Annotated in this window: 18 protein-coding genes and 1 tRNA gene; 14 read left to right on the top strand and 5 right to left on the bottom strand. The window is 53.7% G+C overall.

From position 1 onward, the window contains the following. Positions 1-22 precede the first annotated feature (22 nt). Positions 23-268, top strand: a complete 246-nt coding sequence (gene secG, locus ARCH_RS04480; RefSeq protein ID WP_013170103.1) for a preprotein translocase subunit SecG — start codon at positions 23-25, stop codon at positions 266-268. 175 nt (positions 269-443) lie between these two features. Here secG and tkt read toward each other — a convergent pair whose 3' ends face one another. Next, positions 444-2546, bottom strand: a complete 2103-nt coding sequence (gene tkt / locus ARCH_RS04475; protein ID WP_013170102.1) for a transketolase — start codon at positions 2544-2546, stop codon at positions 444-446. 90 nt (positions 2547-2636) lie between these two features. Here tkt and xerD point away from each other — a divergent pair, with 90 nt between their 5' ends. From xerD to ARCH_RS04410, 13 genes are all read left to right on the top strand, one after another. Next, complete coding sequence (xerD, locus tag ARCH_RS04470; protein ID WP_013170101.1) at positions 2637-3569, top strand: site-specific tyrosine recombinase XerD; 933 nt, start codon at positions 2637-2639, stop codon at positions 3567-3569. Between the two features lie 20 nt (positions 3570-3589). Then, positions 3590-4441: a ParA family protein gene (locus tag ARCH_RS04465; RefSeq protein WP_013170100.1), complete on the top strand. Its 852-nt coding sequence runs from the start codon at positions 3590-3592 to the stop codon at positions 4439-4441. Positions 4442-4451: 10 nt separating this feature from the next. After that, positions 4452-5267 (top strand): segregation and condensation protein A, encoded by an 816-nt coding sequence (locus ARCH_RS04460; protein ID WP_013170099.1) that lies wholly within the window; start codon positions 4452-4454, stop codon positions 5265-5267. Then, the gene (gene scpB, locus ARCH_RS04455; RefSeq protein ID WP_013170098.1) at positions 5260-5823 is read left to right on the top strand and encodes an SMC-Scp complex subunit ScpB; all 564 of its coding nucleotides are present in this window, start codon (positions 5260-5262) and stop codon (positions 5821-5823) included. The genes ARCH_RS04460 and scpB overlap by 8 nt, the downstream gene beginning before the upstream one ends. Then, positions 5820-6575: a pseudouridine synthase gene (locus ARCH_RS04450; protein ID WP_013170097.1), complete on the top strand. Its 756-nt coding sequence runs from the start codon at positions 5820-5822 to the stop codon at positions 6573-6575. The genes scpB and ARCH_RS04450 overlap by 4 nt, the downstream gene beginning before the upstream one ends. Further along, positions 6575-7270 (top strand): (d)CMP kinase, encoded by a 696-nt coding sequence (gene cmk, locus ARCH_RS04445; protein WP_013170096.1) that lies wholly within the window; start codon positions 6575-6577, stop codon positions 7268-7270. The genes ARCH_RS04450 and cmk overlap by 1 nt, the downstream gene beginning before the upstream one ends. Beyond that, positions 7267-8781, top strand: a complete 1515-nt coding sequence (gene der, locus ARCH_RS04440; protein ID WP_013170095.1) for a ribosome biogenesis GTPase Der — start codon at positions 7267-7269, stop codon at positions 8779-8781. The genes cmk and der overlap by 4 nt, the downstream gene beginning before the upstream one ends. A 101-nt stretch (positions 8782-8882) precedes the next feature. Then, positions 8883-8956 (top strand) — tRNA-Pro (locus tag ARCH_RS04435). Positions 8957-9178: 222 nt separating this feature from the next. Then, on the top strand, positions 9179-11710 hold the full coding sequence (gene pepN / locus ARCH_RS04430) for an aminopeptidase N (RefSeq protein ID WP_013170094.1): 2532 nt from the start codon (positions 9179-9181) through the stop codon (positions 11708-11710). Between the two features lie 71 nt (positions 11711-11781). Then, positions 11782-12234 carry an FHA domain-containing protein gene (locus ARCH_RS04425; protein WP_013170093.1) on the top strand — a complete coding sequence of 151 codons (453 nt, stop codon included), beginning with the start codon at positions 11782-11784 and terminating at the stop codon, positions 12232-12234. Next, positions 12231-12983 carry a transcriptional regulator FtsR gene (gene ftsR, locus ARCH_RS04420; RefSeq protein WP_013170092.1) on the top strand — a complete coding sequence of 251 codons (753 nt, stop codon included), beginning with the start codon at positions 12231-12233 and terminating at the stop codon, positions 12981-12983. The genes ARCH_RS04425 and ftsR overlap by 4 nt, the downstream gene beginning before the upstream one ends. Positions 12984-13152: 169 nt before the next feature. Beyond that, entirely contained in the window at positions 13153-13668 is a 516-nt protein-coding gene (locus ARCH_RS04415; protein ID WP_049765894.1) for a MerR family transcriptional regulator, read from the top strand. A gap of 181 nt (positions 13669-13849) precedes the next feature. Then, positions 13850-14203, top strand: a complete 354-nt coding sequence (locus ARCH_RS04410; protein ID WP_013170090.1) for an RNA polymerase-binding protein RbpA — start codon at positions 13850-13852, stop codon at positions 14201-14203. 57 nt (positions 14204-14260) lie between these two features. Here the strand turns inward: ARCH_RS04410 and lnt are convergent, their stop codons facing one another. The 4 genes from lnt to ARCH_RS04390 form a co-directional block, all read right to left on the bottom strand. Next, entirely contained in the window at positions 14261-15769 is a 1509-nt protein-coding gene (gene lnt / locus ARCH_RS04405; RefSeq protein ID WP_170121747.1) for an apolipoprotein N-acyltransferase, read from the bottom strand. Between the two features lie 224 nt (positions 15770-15993). Next, positions 15994-18594 carry a DEAD/DEAH box helicase gene (locus tag ARCH_RS04400; RefSeq protein WP_013170088.1) on the bottom strand — a complete coding sequence of 867 codons (2601 nt, stop codon included), beginning with the start codon at positions 18592-18594 and terminating at the stop codon, positions 15994-15996. Beyond that, positions 18594-19499 (bottom strand): helix-turn-helix transcriptional regulator, encoded by a 906-nt coding sequence (locus ARCH_RS04395; protein ID WP_013170087.1) that lies wholly within the window; start codon positions 19497-19499, stop codon positions 18594-18596. Before ARCH_RS04395 ends, ARCH_RS04400 begins: the two co-directional genes overlap by 1 nt. After that, entirely contained in the window at positions 19486-20391 is a 906-nt protein-coding gene (locus ARCH_RS04390) for a helix-turn-helix transcriptional regulator (RefSeq protein ID WP_013170086.1), read from the bottom strand. Before ARCH_RS04390 ends, ARCH_RS04395 begins: the two co-directional genes overlap by 14 nt. Between the last annotated feature and the right edge of the window lie 19 nt (positions 20392-20410).

Below are 20410 nucleotides of genomic sequence, written 5' to 3'. Positions count from 1 at the left end.
TACGTTAGAAAGAGAACACATCGTGGCGATTCTAGAAATTACTATCACCGTTTTGCTGGTTATCTCCAGCCTTCTTCTCATCGGTTCGATTCTGCTCCACAAGGGCCGTGGAGGTGGAATCTCTGACATGTTCGGTGGCGGAATCTCAACCGCAATGCGTTCATCTGGTGTGGCTGAAAAGAACCTGAACCGCATTACTGTGATTGTGGCGCTCGTATGGATCACGTGCGTTATTTTGCTTGGTTTGATCACCAAAGTGAACTTCTGATCTTAAAATAATGGCCGGGATTTTCCCGGCCATTTCTATTTAACGAAAAATTCACCCAGAACCGGGGAAGAGCCTTTATATGAGCCTATCTCCGGATATAAGTGAATTTTTCGTCGGTGAGAAAGGAAAAGCCGGGAATATCGGTGAGATATTCCCGGCCAAAGGGCTAGCCGTGTCAGGCCTGAGCCAACGATTGCTTAGCTGCTGCAACAACGTTAGCGGCAGTCATGCCGTATTCCTTCATCAAGTAATTGCCGGAGGCTGATGCACCGTAGTGATCGATACCAACGGCAACGCCAGCATCGCCGATAATGTACTTCCAGCCAAAGGTGGAGCCGGCTTCAACAGAAACACGAGCCTTCACTGCTGCTGGGAGCACAGATTCACGGTAGTCAGCATCTTGGGTTTCGAACCATTCGATACATGGCATCGACACAACGCGGGCACCAATTCCTTCAGCTGCGAGTTCCTTGCGGGCTTCGAGCGCCACAGCAACTTCAGAACCGGTAGCAATCAGGACCACATCAACGGATTGCGAATCTGCCAACACGTAGCCGCCGCGCAGAACGCCTTCAGCGGATGCAAGTTCATCACCCTGTGCGTCACCTGCGCCGCGTTCGAAAACTGGAAGGTTCTGACGGGAAAGCACGATACCGGATGGGTTAGTATCACGCTCCAAGATTCCGCGCCATGCGTAAGATGTTTCATTGGCGTCTGCTGGGCGGACGATGTCCAAACCTGGAATTGCACGATAGGACCAAAGGTGTTCGATTGGCTGGTGGGTTGGGCCGTCTTCGCCAACGCCAACAGAATCGTGGGTCCACACGAAGATCGATGGAACATGCATGAGCGCAGCCAAGCGAACGGCTGGACGCATGTAGTCAGAGAACACGAAGAAGGTTCCGCCGTATGGGCGGGTAAGCCCGTGCAACGAGATACCGTTTAGGATAGATCCCATGGCGTGTTCGCGAATACCAAAGTGCAAGGTACGGCCATACTTGTGGCCGGAGAAAGCAGCAGATGAGCGATCTTCTGGCAAGAAAGATGGTTCGCCAGCCATCGTGGTGTTGTTCGAACCAGCCAAATCGGCAGATCCGCCCCAGAGCTCAGGGAGAACGTCCTTGAGCGCGGTTAGAACCTTGCCAGATGCCGCACGGGTAGCGATCGATGTGCCTGCTTCGAATTCGGGAAGGCTCGCCTCCCAACCGGAAGGAAGCTCGCGTGCCTGGAGGCGGGTGAGGAGTTCGGCCTTATCTGGGTGAGCGGCACCCCACGCGCCAAACGTAGCATCCCATTCTTCATGAGCATCTGCCGCACGCTGTGCAGCATTGCCACGAGCATAGGAGAGAACTTCTTCTGGCATCTGGAAGGATGCTTCAGGATCGAGCCCAAGAGCTTCCTTCAAACCGCGGATTTCTTCCGCGCCCAAAGCAGAACCGTGCGATGCGCCGGTGTTCTGCTTTGTTGGGCTTGGCCAAGCGATGATAGTGGAGAGTTTGATGATGGATGGACGATCGGTTTCGGCCTGAGCAGCCTTGATTGCGTTGTAGAGTGCGTCCACGTCTTCAACGTAATCAGCACCAGGCTTACGCCACTGAACGTGCTGGGTGTGCCAGCCGTATGCTTCGTAACGTGCGAGCACGTCTTCGCTGAAGGCAATAACGGTATCGTCTTCAATCGAGATTTGGTTGTCATCAAAAATAACAATCAGGTTGCCAAGCTTCTGAGTGCCAGCAAGCGAGGAAGCTTCAGAGGTGACGCCTTCTTCCAAATCGCCTTCACCACAGATGACGTACACGAAGTGATCGAATGGGCTGGTGCCTTCTTCTGCTTCTGGATCAAACATGCCACGTTCACGGCGGGCAGCCATTGCCATACCAACGGAAGAAGCGAGGCCCTGGCCGAGTGGGCCGGTTGTCATTTCAACGCCTGGAGTCCAACCGTATTCCGGGTGGCCTGGAGTCTTGGATTCGTAGGTTCGCAGGGCTTCAAGATCGGCCATTTCCAGGCCGTATCCTGCGTAGAAAAGTTGGGTGTAGAGGGTGAGCGAGGAGTGTCCGATGGAAAGTACGAAGCGATCGCGGCCTAGCCATGCTGGATCGGCTGGATCGTGTTTCATGACTTTTTGGAACAGCAGGTATGCTGCAGGCGCAAGTGAGATTGCGGTTCCGGGGTGGCCGTTGCCGGCTTTTTGCACAGCATCGGCGGCCAACACTCGACCATATCGCACGGCTTGTTTATCCAAGTCGGTCCATGTAAGTGACGTCATCTGACTCATCTTTCTCCTGTGAATTAGTATTCGTAATTAAGAATATATGTTTCTTGTGTCAAGCGTAGAGTTTGTACCGGTATCGCGAGGGAGGGATTGATGACATTTCGTGGTGAGTTCGATCGTGCGTTGCGTGACTATGTAGCACATTTAGGAATTGAACGGTCGTTATCGGACAATACGCTTGGTGCATATCGGCGGGATTTAACGCACTATAAAGAGCATTTGGAGCTTCGTTCAGTTGCGTCGTTGGCTGCGATTTCTCCGGAGGACGCGGCGTCGTTTGTGGAGTATTTGCGTGACGGGAGCGCTGGGAGCGTCATGGCGACGTCGTCAGTTGCCCGGATGGTGACGGCCGTTCGAAGGTTCCACGAGTTTCTGCTTGCTGAGGGGATAACGACGACGGACGCGTCGGCAGACCTGCATCCTCCTAAAATCGGAATGCGACTCCCGAAAGCCATCACCATTCCAGAAATGGAACAACTCCTAGCGGTGGTTGCTCGTGGCGATGACGCGATTTCTACCCGTGACCGGGCATTGCTTGAAATCCTGTATGGAACGGGTGCGCGTATTTCTGAAGTTGTCGGATTGACAGTGGATGATATGTCGTGCGAAAACGCTACGATCCGGCTCTTTGGTAAGGGGCGAAAAGAACGCATACTTCCATTAGGTACCTATGCCATCGAAGCCATTAGGGCGTATCTAAACCATGGGAGAACGGAACTTGTGGCGCGAAGTGCCGCCCCCACGTCGTCGTTCTTCCTCAATAAACGCGGAAAAACTCTTTCGCGCCAAAGCGCGTGGGGAGTCATCCAAGCCGTTGCGGAAGAAGCGGGGCTTACCGATATTTCTCCACACACGTTCCGCCACTCGTTCGCAACCCACCTCTTGCAAGGCGGAGCAGACGTGCGCGTGGTGCAAGAAATGCTGGGGCATTCCTCCGTCACCACAACGCAAATTTATACGAAAGTGACGCGCGAAACACTCAAAGAAATTTACGCCACGGCCCATCCACGTGCGTGGCACGAGTAAATATCCGGTAGATTAGAAGTGTGACTGCAGAACAAACATCGCTCGTTAATAACTCGCCGGAAGATTTTCCACTCCCGGCAGATCTTCACGCCCACGGCCCGGCGCGAATCATCGCTATGTGCAACCAGAAAGGCGGCGTGGGCAAAACTACCACGTCCATCAACCTGGCTGCGGCGCTGGCAGAATATGGCCGGAAGGTTCTGATCGTCGATTTCGATCCGCAAGGTGCCGCTTCGGCAGGGCTGGGCGTCAATGCTATGGCGCTCGATCGCACAATCTACGATGAAATGGTGTCCACCAAACCGGATATCACGCGAGTCATCCACAACACGTCTGTGCCAAACCTCGATGTGGCGCCGGCAAACATTGAACTTTCTGCCGCAGAAATTCAGCTCATCAACGAAGTGGCCCGCGAACAATCCCTCATGCGAATCTTGCGCCCAGTGATGGATACGTATGACGTGATTATTGTGGATTGCCAGCCGTCGCTGGGTCTGCTCACCGTGAACGCGTTGACTGCCGCCCATGGTGTGATCATCCCGCTCGAAGCAGAATATTTCGCGATGCGTGGCGTGGCGCTTCTGGTAGATCAGATCGAACGCGTCCAGGATCGCCTGAACCCGCGCTTGCGGATCGATGGCGTTCTACTGACCATGGTTGATACCCGCACACTTCACGCCCGCGAAGTGATTTCGCTGATCAAGGAACGGTTCGGCGATCGTGTGTTCGATACGATGATTGGCCGTACCGTGAAGTTCCCAGATGCCACGATCGCTGCGGAACCGATTACTACGTTTGCGCCTGGCCATGCTGGAGCAAAAGCTTATCTTCGCTTAGCGCGCGAACTCATTTCGCGTGGTGGTAGTGCCTGAAAGGCCCCACATGGTGGTACAGGAGGATCTCGGTTCGGGATCCAGATTCGCGGTCAATTTGGACGTGTTTTCTGGTCCGTTCGAGGTCCTCTTGTCCCTTATCAGCAAACATCGCTTGGACGTGACGGACGTGGCGTTGGCCAAAATCACCGACGAATTCCTTGCGTTCGTGCGCGATCAAGACGAAGCCGCGTTGGATCAGATGAGCGAATTCGTTGTGGTTGCGGCTACGTTGCTGGATTTGAAAGCGGCGCGGTTGCTTCCACGCGATGAAAGGGAGGACGACGATCTTCTTGCGCTCTTTGAAGCCCGCGACGTCTTGTTTGCCAAGCTTTTGCAGTACCGGGCCTTCAAAAAAGTTGCTGTGGAATTGGCGCAGCGGATGCGCGAACAATCGTTGAGTTTTGCGCGCGATGTTCCGGTGGAGCCAGAGTTTTCGCAGATCACGCCACCTGTTGAGATCCGGTTGAGCCCGGTGGAGTTGGCCTTGTTCGCCGCCAGTGTGTTTGCTCGGAAACCTGACACCGTGGCAACGGAACATATTCATGATCCGTTGGTGCCGGTGGAAAGCCAGGTGGCATATATTCGGGAACGGTTGGCTGTAGGCGAATCGATCACGTTTGGCGATCTGTGTTCGGATGCTCCGGATGTTTCTACTGTGGTTTCCCGATTTTTGGCCGTGCTGGATTTATTGCGGCGTGGCGAAATCGAATGTGACCAAACCGGGCCGTTGGCACCGCTCACAATTACTCGCATCGTTGTAGCAAATGGGGTAGCCTTAAAATCTATCGATCGCAGTGATGCAGAACGGAGCCCTAATGAATGACGATTCATATCGTCGCGGTGCGCTCGAAGCCATATTGATGGTGGCACCCGAACCAGTATCAGCAGATTCTCTTGCCCGGGTTGTAGGATCAACGGTGGCGGATGTTACTGATCTGCTTACCCAGATGGCAGACAACTATTCGGCTGGCGAATACCCTCACGGTTTTCAACTGCGCAACGTTGGTGGCGGGTGGCGTTTCTATTCTCATCCTCGCTATGCGGACGTGGTGAGTGAATTCATGACTGCCGGACAATCCTCAAAACTTTCGGTTCAAGCCTTGGAAACTCTTGCTGTGATTGCCTACCGCCAGCCCGTATCTCGCGCCCAGATCGCTGCTATTCGTGGGGTAGATGTTGATTCTGTTGTTCGCACGCTTCAAACGCGTGGGCTCGTTCAACCCGCTGGAGTTGCCCCAGAATCAGGCGCAGTGCTCTACGGAACAACCGATCTTTTCTTAGAAAAAATGGGAATGAACTCCCTTGACGAACTTGATCCTCTGGCGCCCTACTTGCCAGATGATGACGAATTTAATGATGTAGTAAAGGAGATGGCATGAGCCGCAAATCGCAAGATCTGCACAATCCGCAGGGCGAACGCCTGCAGAAAGTGCTTGCGCATGCCGGCGTGGCGTCACGCCGTGCTGCAGAAGATATGATCCAACAAGGCCGCGTGAGCGTTGAAGGAACGATCGTACGCCAGCTAGGTATCCGGGTTGATCCGCAATCCGCAGTTATTCATGTAGACGGCAACCGGGTTCAGCTCGATCAAGAGTTAATCACCGTGGCGCTCTACAAACCGCCGGGGGTTGTCTCCACCATGTCTGACGATCAAGGCCGTAAGACTCTGGCGGATTTCGTGGAAGACTACCCGCAGCGCTTGGTTCACGTTGGTCGCCTAGACGTGGATACGGAAGGCCTCATTCTTCTTTCGAATGATGGTGAACTCGTACACCGCCTTACCCACCCATCGTACGAAGTGCCAAAAACCTACATTGCGCGTGTTGAAGGCACGGTTACTCGTGGCCTGCAGCGTGTGATGGAAAAGGGCATCACGTTGGAAGACGGCCCCGTTCACGCCGATCGCTTCATCATTCGTGAAGTGGCCAAGAAGAATTCGATCGTGGAGATCACGTTGCATTCTGGACGTAACCGTATCGTGCGCCGCATGATGGAAGAAGTCGGACACCCTGTGATGGAGCTGGTGCGTATGCAGTTCGGCAACATTGTGGCGGGTCACTTGAAGCCTGGCCAGGTTCGCCAGATTGCTGGTTCTGAACTGGGTGCCCTCATGTCGATGGTGGGTATGTGATGGCGTTACGTGTTGCTATTGATGGCCCATCCGGTTCGGGCAAGTCTACGGTTGCGCGCCGGGTGGCGCAGGAATTGGGCTTAGGCTACTTGGATACGGGCGCGATGTACCGTGCGGCTACGTGGTGGGCGTTGCACGAAGGTATTGATCTAGACGATCCTGCCGCTGTTCTTGAGTGCACAAAGACAATGCCGCTTGAGATCGTGCTTGATCCGCAGGGACAGAAGTTTGTGTGTGGTGGTAGCGATATTACTGCTGATATTCGAACCTCTGAACTATCCAAGGTCGTTTCGAAAGTTGCCGTAAACGTTCCTGTTCGTAAGGAAATGTTGCGCCGCCAGCGTGCGATTATCGAATCGCAAGATGCGAGCGATTCCTATTCGGAAGGCCGCGGCATTGTGGCGGAAGGCCGCGATATTACAACGGTTGTTGCTCCTGATGCTCACGTTCGTGTGCTACTCACCGCGTCTGAAGAGGCGCGTTTGGCACGCCGTGCGTTAGAAGTTCGGGGCAGTGCGGACGCGGCTGCGCTTGCGCAGACGCGCGATGAGGTTTTGCGCCGTGACCGGGATGATTCTACGGTTTCAGAGTTTATGACTGCCCAAGATGGCGTGACTACGATCGATTCGTCGAACTTAACGATTGACCAGGTTGTGGATGCTGTTTTGACATTAATTAAGGAGTCGCAGGTATGAGTGACGAATACGTATTCGATGACACGTTTGATCCGAACGCAACATTTGCGTCCGTAGAAGAGGACGATCCCGAAGCTTTGGCTCACGCTGACGCCATGCGTTCGTTCTTGGACGATTATGATTTGGACGACGAAGATCGTGCTCTCCTTGATGGAGAAATCGAATTTACTCCTATTACTGAACAGTGGGGTAAGCCTGTTCTTGCTATTCTTGGACGTCCAAATGTTGGCAAGTCAACGCTCGTCAACCGTATCGTTGGCCAACGCGTTGCCGTTGTCCAGGATACCCCTGGTGTTACCCGTGACCGCGTGAAGTATGACGCCGAATGGGCTGGCGTTGATTTCACCATTATGGATACTGGCGGCTGGGAAGCAGTTGTTGAAGGCATCGATAAGTCTGTGTCTGATTCTTCCGAACAGGCAATTAACGAAGCCGACGTTGTGATGCTGGTTGTGGACGCAACCGTGGGCGCAACTGATACCGATGAACGCATGGTTCGCCTCCTGCGTCGTAGTGGAAAACCAGTCATCCTGGCAGCAAACAAGGTCGATTCCCCACAAGGCGAATCTGACGCTGCGGCCCTGTGGAATCTCGGTCTGGGTGAACCGCACCCGATTTCGGCGCTCCACGGCCGCGGTACAGGCGATCTGCTTCACGCGGCAGTCAAGATGCTTCCAGAAGTATCGGCTGTTGCGTTGGCACGGCCTGACAACGGGCCGCGCCGTGTTGCGCTCGTTGGCCGCCCGAACGTCGGAAAATCGTCGCTTCTCAACCAACTTGCCGGGTCAAACCGAGTCGTTGTGAACGAACTCGCGGGAACCACGCGCGATCCAGTTGATGAAGTTATCGAACTCGATGGGCAGCCATGGACGTTCGTGGATACCGCAGGCGTTCGGCGTCGTGTTCACCTCACCAAGGGCGCCGATTACTACGCAACTTTGCGTACGCAATCCGCCATCGAAAAGGCGGAACTTGGTCTGGTGCTCATGGACGCATCGGAACCAATGGCAGAGCAAGATATCCGCGTTGTACAACAGGTGATCGACGCAGGTCGCGCCGTTGTTGTGATCATGAACAAATGGGATCTGGTGGAAGAAGAACGCCGCCTCGAACTCGATCGTGAATTCGAACGTGAACTCGTTCAAATCCAATGGGCGGAACGAATCAACCTATCTGCGAAGACCGGCTGGCACACCAACCGCCTCACGCGCGCAATGAGCACTGCGCTCGAATCGTGGGACATGCGTATCCCAACCGGAAAACTCAACGCATTCTTGGGCGAACTCCAAGCGGCCAACCCGCACCCAGTACGCTCCGGAAAACAGCCACGAATCCTCTTCGCATCGCAGGTAGCCAACCGGCCACCACGATTTGTCCTGTTCACCACCGGATTCTTCGATCACGGCTACCGCCGCTTCATCGAAAACCGGTTGCGCCGCGAATTTGGCTTCGTTGGAACTCCGGTAGAAATCTCCGTGCGACCACGCCAAAAGCGCCAACGCAAGAAGTGACGTGAAGGCCTAGGGAAACCTGGGCCTTTTCGTTTTTTAGCGCCGATGAGTTCACGTGAAATTGCCAGCACGTTCAGTTGTGATGTAACCTTGGGATGTTTCGGGCTATGGCGCAGTTTGGTAGCGCACTTGACTGGGGGTCAAGGGGTCGTGGGTTCAAATCCCGCTAGCCCGACTCGGGAATACCCGGCGATATGTCCATATCGCCGGGTATTTATTTTGGCTAGCCCACGTTTTCTGGCTCCATCCCCGCAGGCTTGGAGCCAGATTCACGCCCAGCTGAACAGCACTGCCTTATATGACACTCCTGTTCTGCCTCCCGCCGATCGGGTGCCACGCACTACGCCAAACCCACCAAATTGTGCCTCCCCAGACCAAGCGTGGAAGAATGGATGGTATGAATACTGAAAACCTCTCCCGTTCTGAAGCCCGCGAACGTTCGGATGCTTTGGAGATCACGAATCACTACATCGATCTCAATGTTGTTGAAGCGCCAGCGCAGGGCGATACGTTTACTGTCACGTCTCATATTGAGGTCACGGTTCGGTCCGCGATCACAACGTTTGCTGATTTTATTGGCCGTGAGGCAACGCTTCAGGTTGATGGGGTAGAGGTTGATCCGAAGTTCGATGGCGCACGGGTTTATCTGCCAACACTTGAACCGGGCATTCACACGCTGACTATTCACGGTATTGGCGTGTATTCCACAACGGGAGAGGGCCTTCACCGCTTCCGGGATCCGCAAGATGGCCAAACCTATCTTTACACGCAGTTCGAACCGGCAGATGCCCGCCGCGTGTTCCCGAATTTTGAGCAGCCCAATTTGAAGACCGAGTTCCACATTTCTATTACAGCGCCCGCAACCTGGACTGTTCTGTCGAATGGTTCTGAGGTTCGCCGGGAGCCAGTGGGGCAGAATTCGTTGGGAACTGATTGTGTAAAGGTTGCGTTTGCTCCAACGAAGCGCCAGTCCACGTATCTCACAGCGTTTATTGCAGGTCCGTATGTTGGGTTCCAGGACGTTGCGGAAACAGCCCAGGGCCCGATTGATGTGGGTTTCTACTGCCGGGCAACATTGGCAGAGTATTTTGATTTGGACGATATTTCTACCGTTACGAAGCAGGGTTTGAACACGTTCCCAGCGGCGTTTGGTTCGCCGTATCCGTGGGGCAAGTACGATTCGGTGTTTGTTCCTGAATACAATTTGGGTGCGATGGAGAATCCTGGCTGCGTCACGTTTTCTGAGGATCACTATATTTTCCGTGGGCTTTCTACTCGCGCCCAGCGTGCTACGCGTGCGAACACGATTCTTCACGAAATGTCCCACATGTGGTTTGGCGATTACACCACACCTGTGTGGTGGGATGATTTGTGGTTGAAAGAATCGTTTGCGGAGTTTATGGGTGCGTGGGGTAGTGCTCAGGCAACGCAGTACACTGAGGCGTGGGTTGATTTTGCGGGTGCTCGGTTGAATTGGGCGATGCGTACGGATCAGCTTCCAACCACGCATCCGATTGTTGCGGATATTCCTGACCTCGAGGCTGCTGACCAGGCGTTTGATGGCATCACGTACGCGAAGGGTGCCGCGGTTTTGCGCCAGTTGGTTGCGTTTGTCGGGGAAGAGCAGTTCTTCAGTGGCGTGCGTGCGTATTTTGCTCAGCATGCGTTCTCGAACGCTACGCTTGAGGATTTGTTGGTTGCGTTGGAGTCTGCGTCCGGCCGTGATTTGCGTGAGTGGGCACAAGAGTGGCTTCACACCACGGGTATTTCTACGGTTATGGTGGAGCGTACTGACGACGCCGTTGTGCTCACCCAAGTTGGTACCGATTCTGTTTCTGGTTTGCCGATTCGCCGTCCACACCGTATTCGCGTTTCCGGCTTCCGCGTTGAAGACGGCGTGTTGCGCCGGGTTGCGTCGGTAGATACGGATCTTCGTGATTCTGTAGAGATTCCGTGGGATGCGATCGGTGGGGTAGACGTGGATGTGGTGTTGCCTAACGACGACGCCCTCTCGTACCTTAAGGTTGCATTCGATGCACGGTCGCTTGAAGCGGCGTTGGTGTACGACGTCGAAGACGCCCTGTCACGTTCAGTGGTGTCGGGGCAATTGTGGCAGATGACGTATGACGGGCTGTTGAAGCCGGAGCAGTACGCTGCTTTTGTTGGCCGTGAACCGTTGCTCCCGTCTGCGTCGTTACTCTCCCAGCGCACAACGTCTGCACTGTACGCGTTCCGTCACTTTAGCCCGGTAGATAGCCGATCTGAGGTGTTGAACGGTTACTTTGATATGGCGCTTGCATCGCGGGAACAGGCAGAACCTGATACTGATCCACACACGATCTGGACTCGCGCGATCGCGCTTATCGGCTCACTTTTGTCAGAGCGCGATGCGGATGTCGCACGCATCCTTGAAGAAACAACCGATTCCGATCTGCGCTGGATGTTGCTCATTGCTCGCAGTGCTTCTGGCGCCGTCACTCGTGAAGAGTTGGATGCTGAACTGGCGCGGACGGGCGCTGCGTCCGACGTCGTCTCTCACCTCGAAGCAACCGCGTCATTACCTGGCGGACGTGCCGAAACCCTCAACACGCTACTCACTGGCGCGTTGTCTAACGATCATCTTCAAGCCTTGGTAAATGGGTTCACCCAATACCAACATGCGGCCGAAGCCCGTGAAGCTCTGCCACATTTCTTCGAACTAATCGAAGAAATGTGGCGCACACGTTCGCAAGAACTCGCAGAACGGCTTATCTACGGGCTTTACCCGATGTCTGACTTGGCCGAAGGAACCCTGCCAGAAGAAAACGCTGATGTTGTGGAGGCAACGCGCTGGCTTGATGAGACGCCAGACGCACCGGCAGCGCTACGGAAGATTATTCTTGACCAACGCGACACTCATCTTCGCTCTCTGCGTAACCAATTCCGGTGACTGTGGGAATGAATCCTAGGGGTATCCTAGGCTAAGATTGAATGCGTAAACGTGACAAAGAGGAGACAACGATGAACAACGAGCTCAACACACCAGAACAGTGGCAAGATCCAACCGCTACGTCTCGGTTTAGCGCGATCTCGCAGCATACGGAGTCTCCTGTACCAGGGCGTGGCCTCGATGCCGAAGATATCGCAACCATTAACGCGTTACCTGAATCTTCAGCACTCTTGATCGCCTTGAAAGGCCCAAACGTGGGTGCTCGCTTCTTGCTTAACGCAGATCGGGTCCTCGTTGGCCGCCATACACGTGCAGATATCTTCCTTGATGATGTTACTGTGTCACGCAAACACGCCGTGTTCGAACGCACGGCGGAAGGATTTGTTGTGCGTGATTCGAACTCATTGAATGGCACCTATGTGAATATGCAACAAGTTGACGAAGCCGCACTTCATGATGGCGATGAGGTGCGAATTGGCAAGTATCAGCTCACGTTCTATGCAGCTCCAAAGGTTGCCGAATGAGTGCATCCCCTAAGCGGGTTGTTGCTGAAGAATCTGATCTTGGCACATGGCCCCACGATGTTTCGCATCAAGGCACGCTAAAAATTGGTGAGGTCATTGGGCTTCTTGCCTATGACTTCCCGTTTTTAGCGGCCTCTAAGATCCGCTATTTTGAGTCTCAGGAACTTATTACACCTCAACGAACGGCATCAAATCAGCGGCTTTTCTCGATGGCAGATGTGGAACGTTTACGCTTCATTCTGGTTGAACAACGCGATCGGTATGTGGCTTTACCGCAGATTAAAGAAATGCTACGGCAGTTGGATGCGGGGGAGAGCACTGCTCATCATCCTGGCTTGATGCGTGTTGTCAGCGATCGTGATCGTGCTAAGCCTAGCCCAGGTACCCGTCTTCATATTCGTGAACTAGCCGATCTTGTTGGAGCATCTTGTGACGATATCCAACGTTATATAGATGCGCGTATTTTGACTACCGATGCTCGCGGCAGGCTGACATCGCAGGCTGTTGATATTGTTCGTTTTGGGCTGATGCTTGAAGCTAAAGGAATGGATATTCGCCATGTACGTGCGATCCGCCACTCGGCTCATTCGCATGCAGCCAATATTGTCACAATGTTAGCTACGGAACGTACGAAAAATACTCCGCTGGCAAAAGAACGCGTTATCGCTGAAACTAGCGAATTTGCAACGATCTTTAACCATTTATATCAGGCGCTTTTGCTGGAAAACATTGACGTCGAACTTCGCTAATCCGCCACGTCAAGGAGAACTTGACGGCATAGCAACACGCCGAAAGCGTATCAAGGATGTCGTTGGAAAATATCATGTGGGGGAATACCCTATAGGGAGAAACATTCCACAAGGAGGGTCCGTGACTGACGGAACTGAATACACTGTATATCCACAGCGCGCACAGCAAATGCTGTTCGGCGATACTTTGCCGGATCTTGATTCTGAATCTGGATACCGTGGCCCTGCAGTATGCCGTGCGATCGGGATTACGTACCGTCAGCTTGATCATTGGGCTCGTACTGGCGTTGTTGAGCCATCTATCCAGCATGCGTTTGGTTCAGGCTCTCAGCGTTTGTATTCTTTCCGGGATGTTCTTGTTCTAAAAATAGTGAAGCGATTGCTTGATACTGGTGTATCACTTCAGCAGATCCGTGTGGCAATTACTCAGTTATCTGAATACGGTGTTGATGATTTATCGTCAGTCACGCTCATGTCAGATGGCGCGTCTGTGTACCTGTGTACGTCGAATGATGAAGTAATTGATCTGATCAACGGTGGTCAAGGCGTGTTTGGCATTGCTCTTGGGCGTGTGTGGCGTGATGTCGAAGGTTCGCTCAGCGAAATCCCGTGCATGCGTATCCATGATGAAGCTATTGATGAACTAGCTATTCGGCGCAGTGCTAAGGCTGCTGCAGGAAAATAGCCTGTAGGGGAGCCACGATAAAAGCTCATCCTTTGTGGTGGGCTTTTCTTCTATTAGTAATTTGACATAATGTACATTATCGGGGAACTAGATAGATGTGCATTCGCTACATATCAACGTAAAGCTAGACCCCTTTTCACCATTGATATACTGATTTACGGTTTATGACGAAAGGATAATCATGGTAGAACGCTCATTGCGTGGTATGAAGATTGGCGCAAACTCTCTGGAATCAGATATTGGTGTTGCTCTTGTTGAACGCCACGATGAAGATTACGTGTGCGAACGCAGCCACAAGTTCACAATCACGTTTGCCCAGGATGCAGATGTTCCTGCAACGTGGGAATGCAAATGTGGCTCTGAAGCCAAGCTTGTAGGTAACCACGGCGAAGATGGTGACGAAAAGGCTCTCAAGCCTGCACGTACCCACTGGGATATGCTCCTAGAGCGCCGTTCTGAAGAAGAGCTCCAGATTCTTCTTGACGAACGTCTTGAACTGCTCCGCACCGGTCGTTTGTACGCCCGTCGGCACTGATTCTCTTTTCTTAACCTAAATGTTTGGTGGCCTGGGCGAAAACCCAGGCCACCAATGTTATGTCAATTTAGCACGCCAGCCTGCAATAGCCGCACCCAACCCGATGGCTACACAGACATATCCGAGATACTCTAGGAACGTGCTGTAACGCGCGGCCAAGGTTAGATGGTTATGTAGCACCACAGGAACCGTACGGACATCCTGAACGAAGATATCGCTCACGTACGTCACGTTTCCCTTAGAGTCTACAAGCCCGCTTGTGCCTGTTGTTGATACTTGGATTGCGCTGCGTCCGTGCTCGATTGCCCGGAATCGAGTCATGGCAAATTGTTGATACGGTTCTCCAGACTCCCCGAATGAAGCATTATTCGTTGGAACCACGATCAATTGCGCCGGTACGGTTTCACCGCGTACGCCTTCAGCAACGATCGCATCGTATGCGACTTCGAAACATATAGGGGTGGCAATAGCGAGCGCCTCTCCCCTATACGGGACGTGAATATAAGCCGGCTTGTGGCCAGGAAGCATATCGATCGATACTTGCTTCACGATTGCCGCAACAGTATCAGACATCCCGCTAAAGAATTGCCGCATTGGAATATATTCGCCGAACGGTACTGGATGCTGTTTTGAATAACGATCAGTGATCGTGCCATCTGGCGTCATGGCAAGGTAATCGTTGTACCGCCCGTCTTGCGTGTATTCTTGCGTCCCAAACAGAATAGGAACTCCAGCATGTGCAGCGGTGGACCGAATAATTCCTCCGGCTTCGGGATCAGTCCGAACGTCACGATCCGACGTCGATTCAGGGAAGACGACGAGCTCTGCCCCACTAATCTGACCAGCCATATCGGCATGCTGTTGCGTTACGCGCAACGCACGTTCGTATCCATCAGGGATTTCTTGTTTCGACGGCGTATTGCCTTGAACAATGCCCACGTTGATTGTTCCCAGCGGCTTTCCACCTATAGGAAGCATAAGGGGTGCAACGAGGATCATCGTGGCAAGGCTAGCACTCATGACGCTAACAAATGGACCGCTGCGTGCATTGCTAACCGTATAAGCCAGCAAAATACTTATCCAGGCTGCCACTAGTCCAACCAACAAGGTCGATCCGACAGGAGCCAACCGTACGAGCGCAGAATCATTGAGCGCGAACGCGATTTTCCCCCACGGCATACCGCCGAACGGGAGTGAGCCGCGAAGGTGTTCATAACCGCTCCATGCGAAGCCGGCGAATATCCAGGCATATGTGTGTGATAAATGGGACAATTGAGCCCACACAATTCCCAAGAGGCCTGAGAATACAGCCTGACTTACCGCCAACGCCACCATGGCCAACAGTGAGTTCGAGGCCGTGATTGCCCAGTCTAAATGAGGGAGGAAAAAGCCTAGTCCCCACATGAATCCCAATGAGAAGGCACGCAGTGGCGATGCTTGAAACGTTATGTGCCAGAGAAGGCCTAAGGACACAAAAACGAGTGGCCACCACCCAAGTGGCTCATGGGCCGCCCACAGGGCGCATCCCCCACCGATGCTGGCAAGTATTTGAACGATTGTAGTCACAGTTGAAGTATAGACAAAGGCTCCCATTCGCGAACCTCGGACCGATGCAAACATCGTTTTCTATCGAACGCGATATAGGAGCCTTACTCACGTCTTGTGGGTATATGACTAACCGTAGTGGAGGTCTTTTTGATCGCTCAAGCCCACACTGCTGTCAAATCAACGGCAGGCCTCTTTTCCTTACGTAACATTGTCAAGTGATATATATCACTGCCCGGGAAAAGTCACGTCCAGTCCCACCTGCGCAACAATTCACGAGCCTGATAAGCGCGCTCCCCTAGCCAGCTATCACCGCCAACATCAACGAGCTGCCCCAGAATGTCAATTAAACGTCTGTTCGCCGTAATCAGATCACCAACAGCGAGCTTGGATGCAGCAACCGCGGTTTCCAGATCCGCACCGCTGGCCAACAAGGTGAACGCATCGATCGCACCAGGGGTCGGCACCCCAGTTCGTGAGATCCCCGCAGCATATTCACGCCCCACCAGATCGTCCATGTTTGCTTCGATCCGGCCCCACGCAAACCGCAGTTGTGGATCCCGTGGTGCGAACGACGAGAATCGCCGATCACACAGCAACGCCGAGCACACGCCAGCAAACTTGGCAGGGCTGAGATCTTCAAATACGGGTTCAGACATACACATGACGGTCAGTGCGTCTGCTTCGCTGTGGATACCGCGAAGCAGCGTTCCGCCCATGCTCAGTTTCGCTCGCCCGTCTTTCACATGCAGATAGCCAAGCTTTTCGAGTACGCCAACAGTGGCATCGAATTCGCGCGCCACAGACCCATCGTACGATTCGCGCACAGTCACGAGTTCCTGGCGCCTATCCAGCAACGTGCTATATTCGGCCGCTTGAGCACGGTGCAGATGCCGATCGGCGCAGGCGTGTACGGGATGCGCTTCAACAACCGGAGTTTCCCGTACAGCGTAGCGATCCCACGATTGGCGCAAGTCTTCATCAAGCCCCAGATCAAGTCGTTCTTCGATGGCGTTATGGATGGTATCCGCAAAATCTTCGCGCACGCTCGGATCTTTCACAGACCGCCCGTATGGGAGATCGATGAATCCGAGGTCACGCAGTTGCGATGAGAGATCGGCGTGGCGCAACCAGAACACGTCCCCATACACGTCGATCATGCGGATTCGTTTGTCTGATACAGAGAGCGCGATTCCGTAGTCCAGTTCTCCATCCACGGCGAACGCATAGAGCATGCCGGTAACCGCGTTGTACCACGATTCGTCGATTTCCTTGCGGTAGGCTTCTTTGGCAGCTTTGCGTTGAGATTTCGATGCGCGCCCGGCTTCTTTGAGCACCTCCACGTATTCGGTAACGGATCCAAGTTCGCACGCGTGTTCCAGTTCTTCCGATGTTTGCGTAAGCCTCCGTTCCACCCGAGCAAGTTTCGCTTCGATCGTTCCCAGATCCGCGTTCTTTTGGTATTGTGCGAACGATTGCCCCATGATCGCACGGGCTTCGTCCAGTGACAGGTGCGTGAGTAGATTAACCACCGTGTTATAGGACGGCACGAACGCCGACATGAGCGGATCCACGTGCCCAGAACCAATATGGGCTAAGTATTCGACGTCCAGTTCCGGAGTGTGAACCACCACTGCGTTGCCATGCGTATCCTTGCCGCGCCGCCCCGCACGCCCAATCAGTTGCGTATATTCCGTTGCCGTGAGCGGGACAAAATCGTCACCATTCCATTTGATCAGATCTTCGATAATCACCGTGCGTACAGGCATATCGATTCCGAGCGCGAGCGTTCCCGTTGCGTAGACGAGTTTCAGCAGCCCGTCATCCATCAGTTGTTCCGCCAGTTCCTTGAGCGCGGGGAACATTCCTGCATGGTGAGCTGCGAATCCACGTGAGAAAGCTTTGGCCCAGAATCCAAAACGTATCGTTCGAGCATCGGCTTCGCTCATGGTTGCTTTGACGTCTGACAGACGACGACGAATAATCTTCGCTTCATCCTTCGTTGTTAAGAAAACATCTGCGTCTAAAAGATCCGCAACAGCAGTATCGCATCCCTTGCGTGAGAAAACGAAATGGATCGCAGGGAGCATCTTGGCATTTTCTACCGTTCGTAGGGTTTTACGACGTCGGCCAGCGGGGTCGCCACGGCGTCGTCGTCTATCCGAATCTGGCCGCGGCGAATCATTCGGCACGGCCAGATTTCCTTGCCGATCAAACAACGGAACCAAGGAACGCTTCGTGGCCACAAACTGCTCCAACGGAACAGGGCGAACGGTACTCGTAATCACTTCTGTTGTACCGCGAACCGAACGTAGCCAAGACGTAAACTCGTCAATATTCGCAACGGTTGCGGAAAGCGAAACGAGGCGTGCGGTGCGCGGCAACTGAAGAATAATTTCCTCCCACACCGGGCCACGGAACGGATCGCCTAAGAAATGAACCTCATCCAAGACCACGTAACCGATATCGGCGATTCCCGAATCGCGGGTCAACAGCATGTTGCGAACAACTTCGGTTGTCACCACCAAAATTGGGGCGTCACGATTGATCACCGTATCGCCCGTCACCAAGCCAACGTGCTCGTCTCCGTAACGTTCGCACAAATCTTTAAACTTCTGATTCGACAACGCCTTAATCGGAGCGGTATAAATGCACCGAGTTGAGCGCGCCAGAGCCAATTCAACTGCACACTCTGCAACCACCGTTTTACCAGCGCCGGTAGGTGCACTCACAAAGACGTCCCGGCCCTTCGCCAACGCCTCCATCGCCTTCACCTGGAAATCGTCAAGCGTGATCCCACGCGCAGAATACCCATCAACAATATGGGAAATAACTAAATCTACCATCACACTCTTTCCACGCGTTCTACCTTCTGGCCGAGACGCACCACTAATGACATCAACCAAGAACGATGACGCACAGGAAGTTCAATGATGTCATAGTTATCGCGTTGCGTCAGAGTTGATCCCGGAATGTCCTCCACAACCCAGCGGCACCCCGGTTGACACCACAAACGAACCTTCACGCCATCAATCGTATCGCGGCCAGCCGCACCAGAAATACGGCGCTCCAATCGGCCAGAAACTGCCCGATTACCCACGGTAGCCTCCGTGATTCTATCAATCCGATAGCGCCGAACCTCATTATTACAGGACGCCAACAAGAGCGGATGACGGCCAGGTATGATGCTCACTGGCGCTACTTCTACCAGTGATGGCGCCATTCGGTTCGTTGCCAGATCAAACTTCCAATACTCAATCGTCAGATACTGAGCGGACGCCAGCGCCTCATTCACAGCATCGAGTACCGCTGGCAACGCCTCCATTTGAGGAGCAGGCCACAGAACCGATCCATATCCCTTCGCCTCTGTGGCCTCCACGATTCTGCCACGCAATTCGCTCAAAGCCTGAGCGTCATCACTATCTGCAGCAACAAACGCCGTATCGATCGCACCCAGCAACGAAACGATTTCAGCCGGCGATAATGCCGGCATTCCCTCAGTTTCCACATGAGAAACGCGGATAAGGGAATCGGGGGTCGGAACGTCGTCGTCAATCCACACATCAAACGGAGACTCAAAAAACGAACCACTCACCAACTCAACCGTAGAAAGCTGTGAAACCTCATCACGCAACGCCTCCCACGACAACCCAAAATGCGTAGCCGCCTCCCCCAACGAAACGTTCGGGCGGCGGAACAAAAAATCGACAATCGCACGCTTGCGGGCAAGCGACAAATCACCAAACCCCATCAAGAACCTCCATCGCGTGATCCAGACGCTCCGCAACCTGATCGCGCAACCACGCAGGCTCCACAATCTCCGCACCGCCCTGATACAACACAATCTCCTCAACGATATCCCAGCGATCCACCGCCTCATACGCAACCAAAACCCCGGCGTCACACTCCGCAACCACCCGGCCACGCCTAGCCAACGGAGCACGCGGATCCGCAACCAACAACACCACGTCAACCGGCGATAAATCAGACTCAACCTCAGAGACAACCGGGAACTCACACGGCAAATCCACCACCTCAACCTGACCAATCACACGCGATAAGCGGAACGTACGCACCTCCGCACCAACGCTGCACCCAGCGCGAGACACCACAGCTCCAACCAAATAAAACGCGCCAAAATGAACGCCAATCCGCCACGGCTCCACCACATACTGAACCGGCGTACCCTGCCTATCATACGAAAAACGAATCCTGCACCTTACAGTTATGGCATCTGCAACTTCAACCACACTATCGCCCACCGGAACACTCAACCGATACGGCGCAACCTTGCCCGAAACCTCGCCACTCCCAATCACCTTCGTAGCACCAAACTGAGCAAAAGCCTCCACATTATTACGGCGCTTCGTACCCAAAATACGCCGAATCGCAGTCACATCCACGCCCGTTACGTCCAGGCGAATCTTCGCCGAATCATCCACCCGGTAGCGATACTCCGAATCCACCACAATCACGTGGCCAGACAGCCGCAAAGTCTGAATATCTCGCTCAATCATCCGCTGCAGCGCCACCCCAGTATGAGCACGATACGCAGGCAACAAGCCAATCTGGGCGCTCGTAGCCGGCTCTCGCGACAACAACGTGAGAAGAGTAAAACGGCGTTCTTCGACAGATGTAGACATACCTATACTTTAGTGCACT

This window comes from Arcanobacterium haemolyticum DSM 20595, from assembly GCF_000092365.1.
Taxonomy (GTDB): Bacteria; Actinomycetota; Actinomycetes; order Actinomycetales; family Actinomycetaceae; genus Arcanobacterium; species Arcanobacterium haemolyticum.
This window is presented reverse-complemented; position numbering and strand designations above follow the sequence as displayed.

Excerpts from the sequence above, each read along its gene's own strand:
- tkt (WP_013170102.1), bottom strand. The coding sequence starts at position 2,546 with ATGAGTCAGATGACGTCACTTACATGGACCGACTTGGATAAACAAGCC.
- xerD (WP_013170101.1), top strand. The coding sequence starts at position 2,637 with ATGACATTTCGTGGTGAGTTCGATCGTGCGTTGCGTGACTATGTAGCA.
- ARCH_RS04460 (WP_013170099.1), top strand. The coding sequence starts at position 4,452 with ATGGTGGTACAGGAGGATCTCGGTTCGGGATCCAGATTCGCGGTCAAT.
- scpB (WP_013170098.1), top strand. The coding sequence starts at position 5,260 with ATGAATGACGATTCATATCGTCGCGGTGCGCTCGAAGCCATATTGATG.
- ARCH_RS04450 (WP_013170097.1), top strand. The coding sequence starts at position 5,820 with ATGAGCCGCAAATCGCAAGATCTGCACAATCCGCAGGGCGAACGCCTG.
- cmk (WP_013170096.1), top strand. The coding sequence starts at position 6,575 with ATGGCGTTACGTGTTGCTATTGATGGCCCATCCGGTTCGGGCAAGTCT.
- der (WP_013170095.1), top strand. The coding sequence starts at position 7,267 with ATGAGTGACGAATACGTATTCGATGACACGTTTGATCCGAACGCAACA.
- pepN (WP_013170094.1), top strand. The coding sequence starts at position 9,179 with ATGAATACTGAAAACCTCTCCCGTTCTGAAGCCCGCGAACGTTCGGAT.
- ARCH_RS04425 (WP_013170093.1), top strand. The coding sequence starts at position 11,782 with ATGAACAACGAGCTCAACACACCAGAACAGTGGCAAGATCCAACCGCT.
- ftsR (WP_013170092.1), top strand. The coding sequence starts at position 12,231 with ATGAGTGCATCCCCTAAGCGGGTTGTTGCTGAAGAATCTGATCTTGGC.
- ARCH_RS04415 (WP_049765894.1), top strand. The coding sequence starts at position 13,153 with ATGCTGTTCGGCGATACTTTGCCGGATCTTGATTCTGAATCTGGATAC.
- ARCH_RS04410 (WP_013170090.1), top strand. The coding sequence starts at position 13,850 with ATGGTAGAACGCTCATTGCGTGGTATGAAGATTGGCGCAAACTCTCTG.
- ARCH_RS04400 (WP_013170088.1), bottom strand. The coding sequence starts at position 18,594 with ATGGTAGATTTAGTTATTTCCCATATTGTTGATGGGTATTCTGCGCGT.
- ARCH_RS04395 (WP_013170087.1), bottom strand. The coding sequence starts at position 19,499 with ATGGGGTTTGGTGATTTGTCGCTTGCCCGCAAGCGTGCGATTGTCGAT.
- ARCH_RS04390 (WP_013170086.1), bottom strand. The coding sequence starts at position 20,391 with ATGTCTACATCTGTCGAAGAACGCCGTTTTACTCTTCTCACGTTGTTG.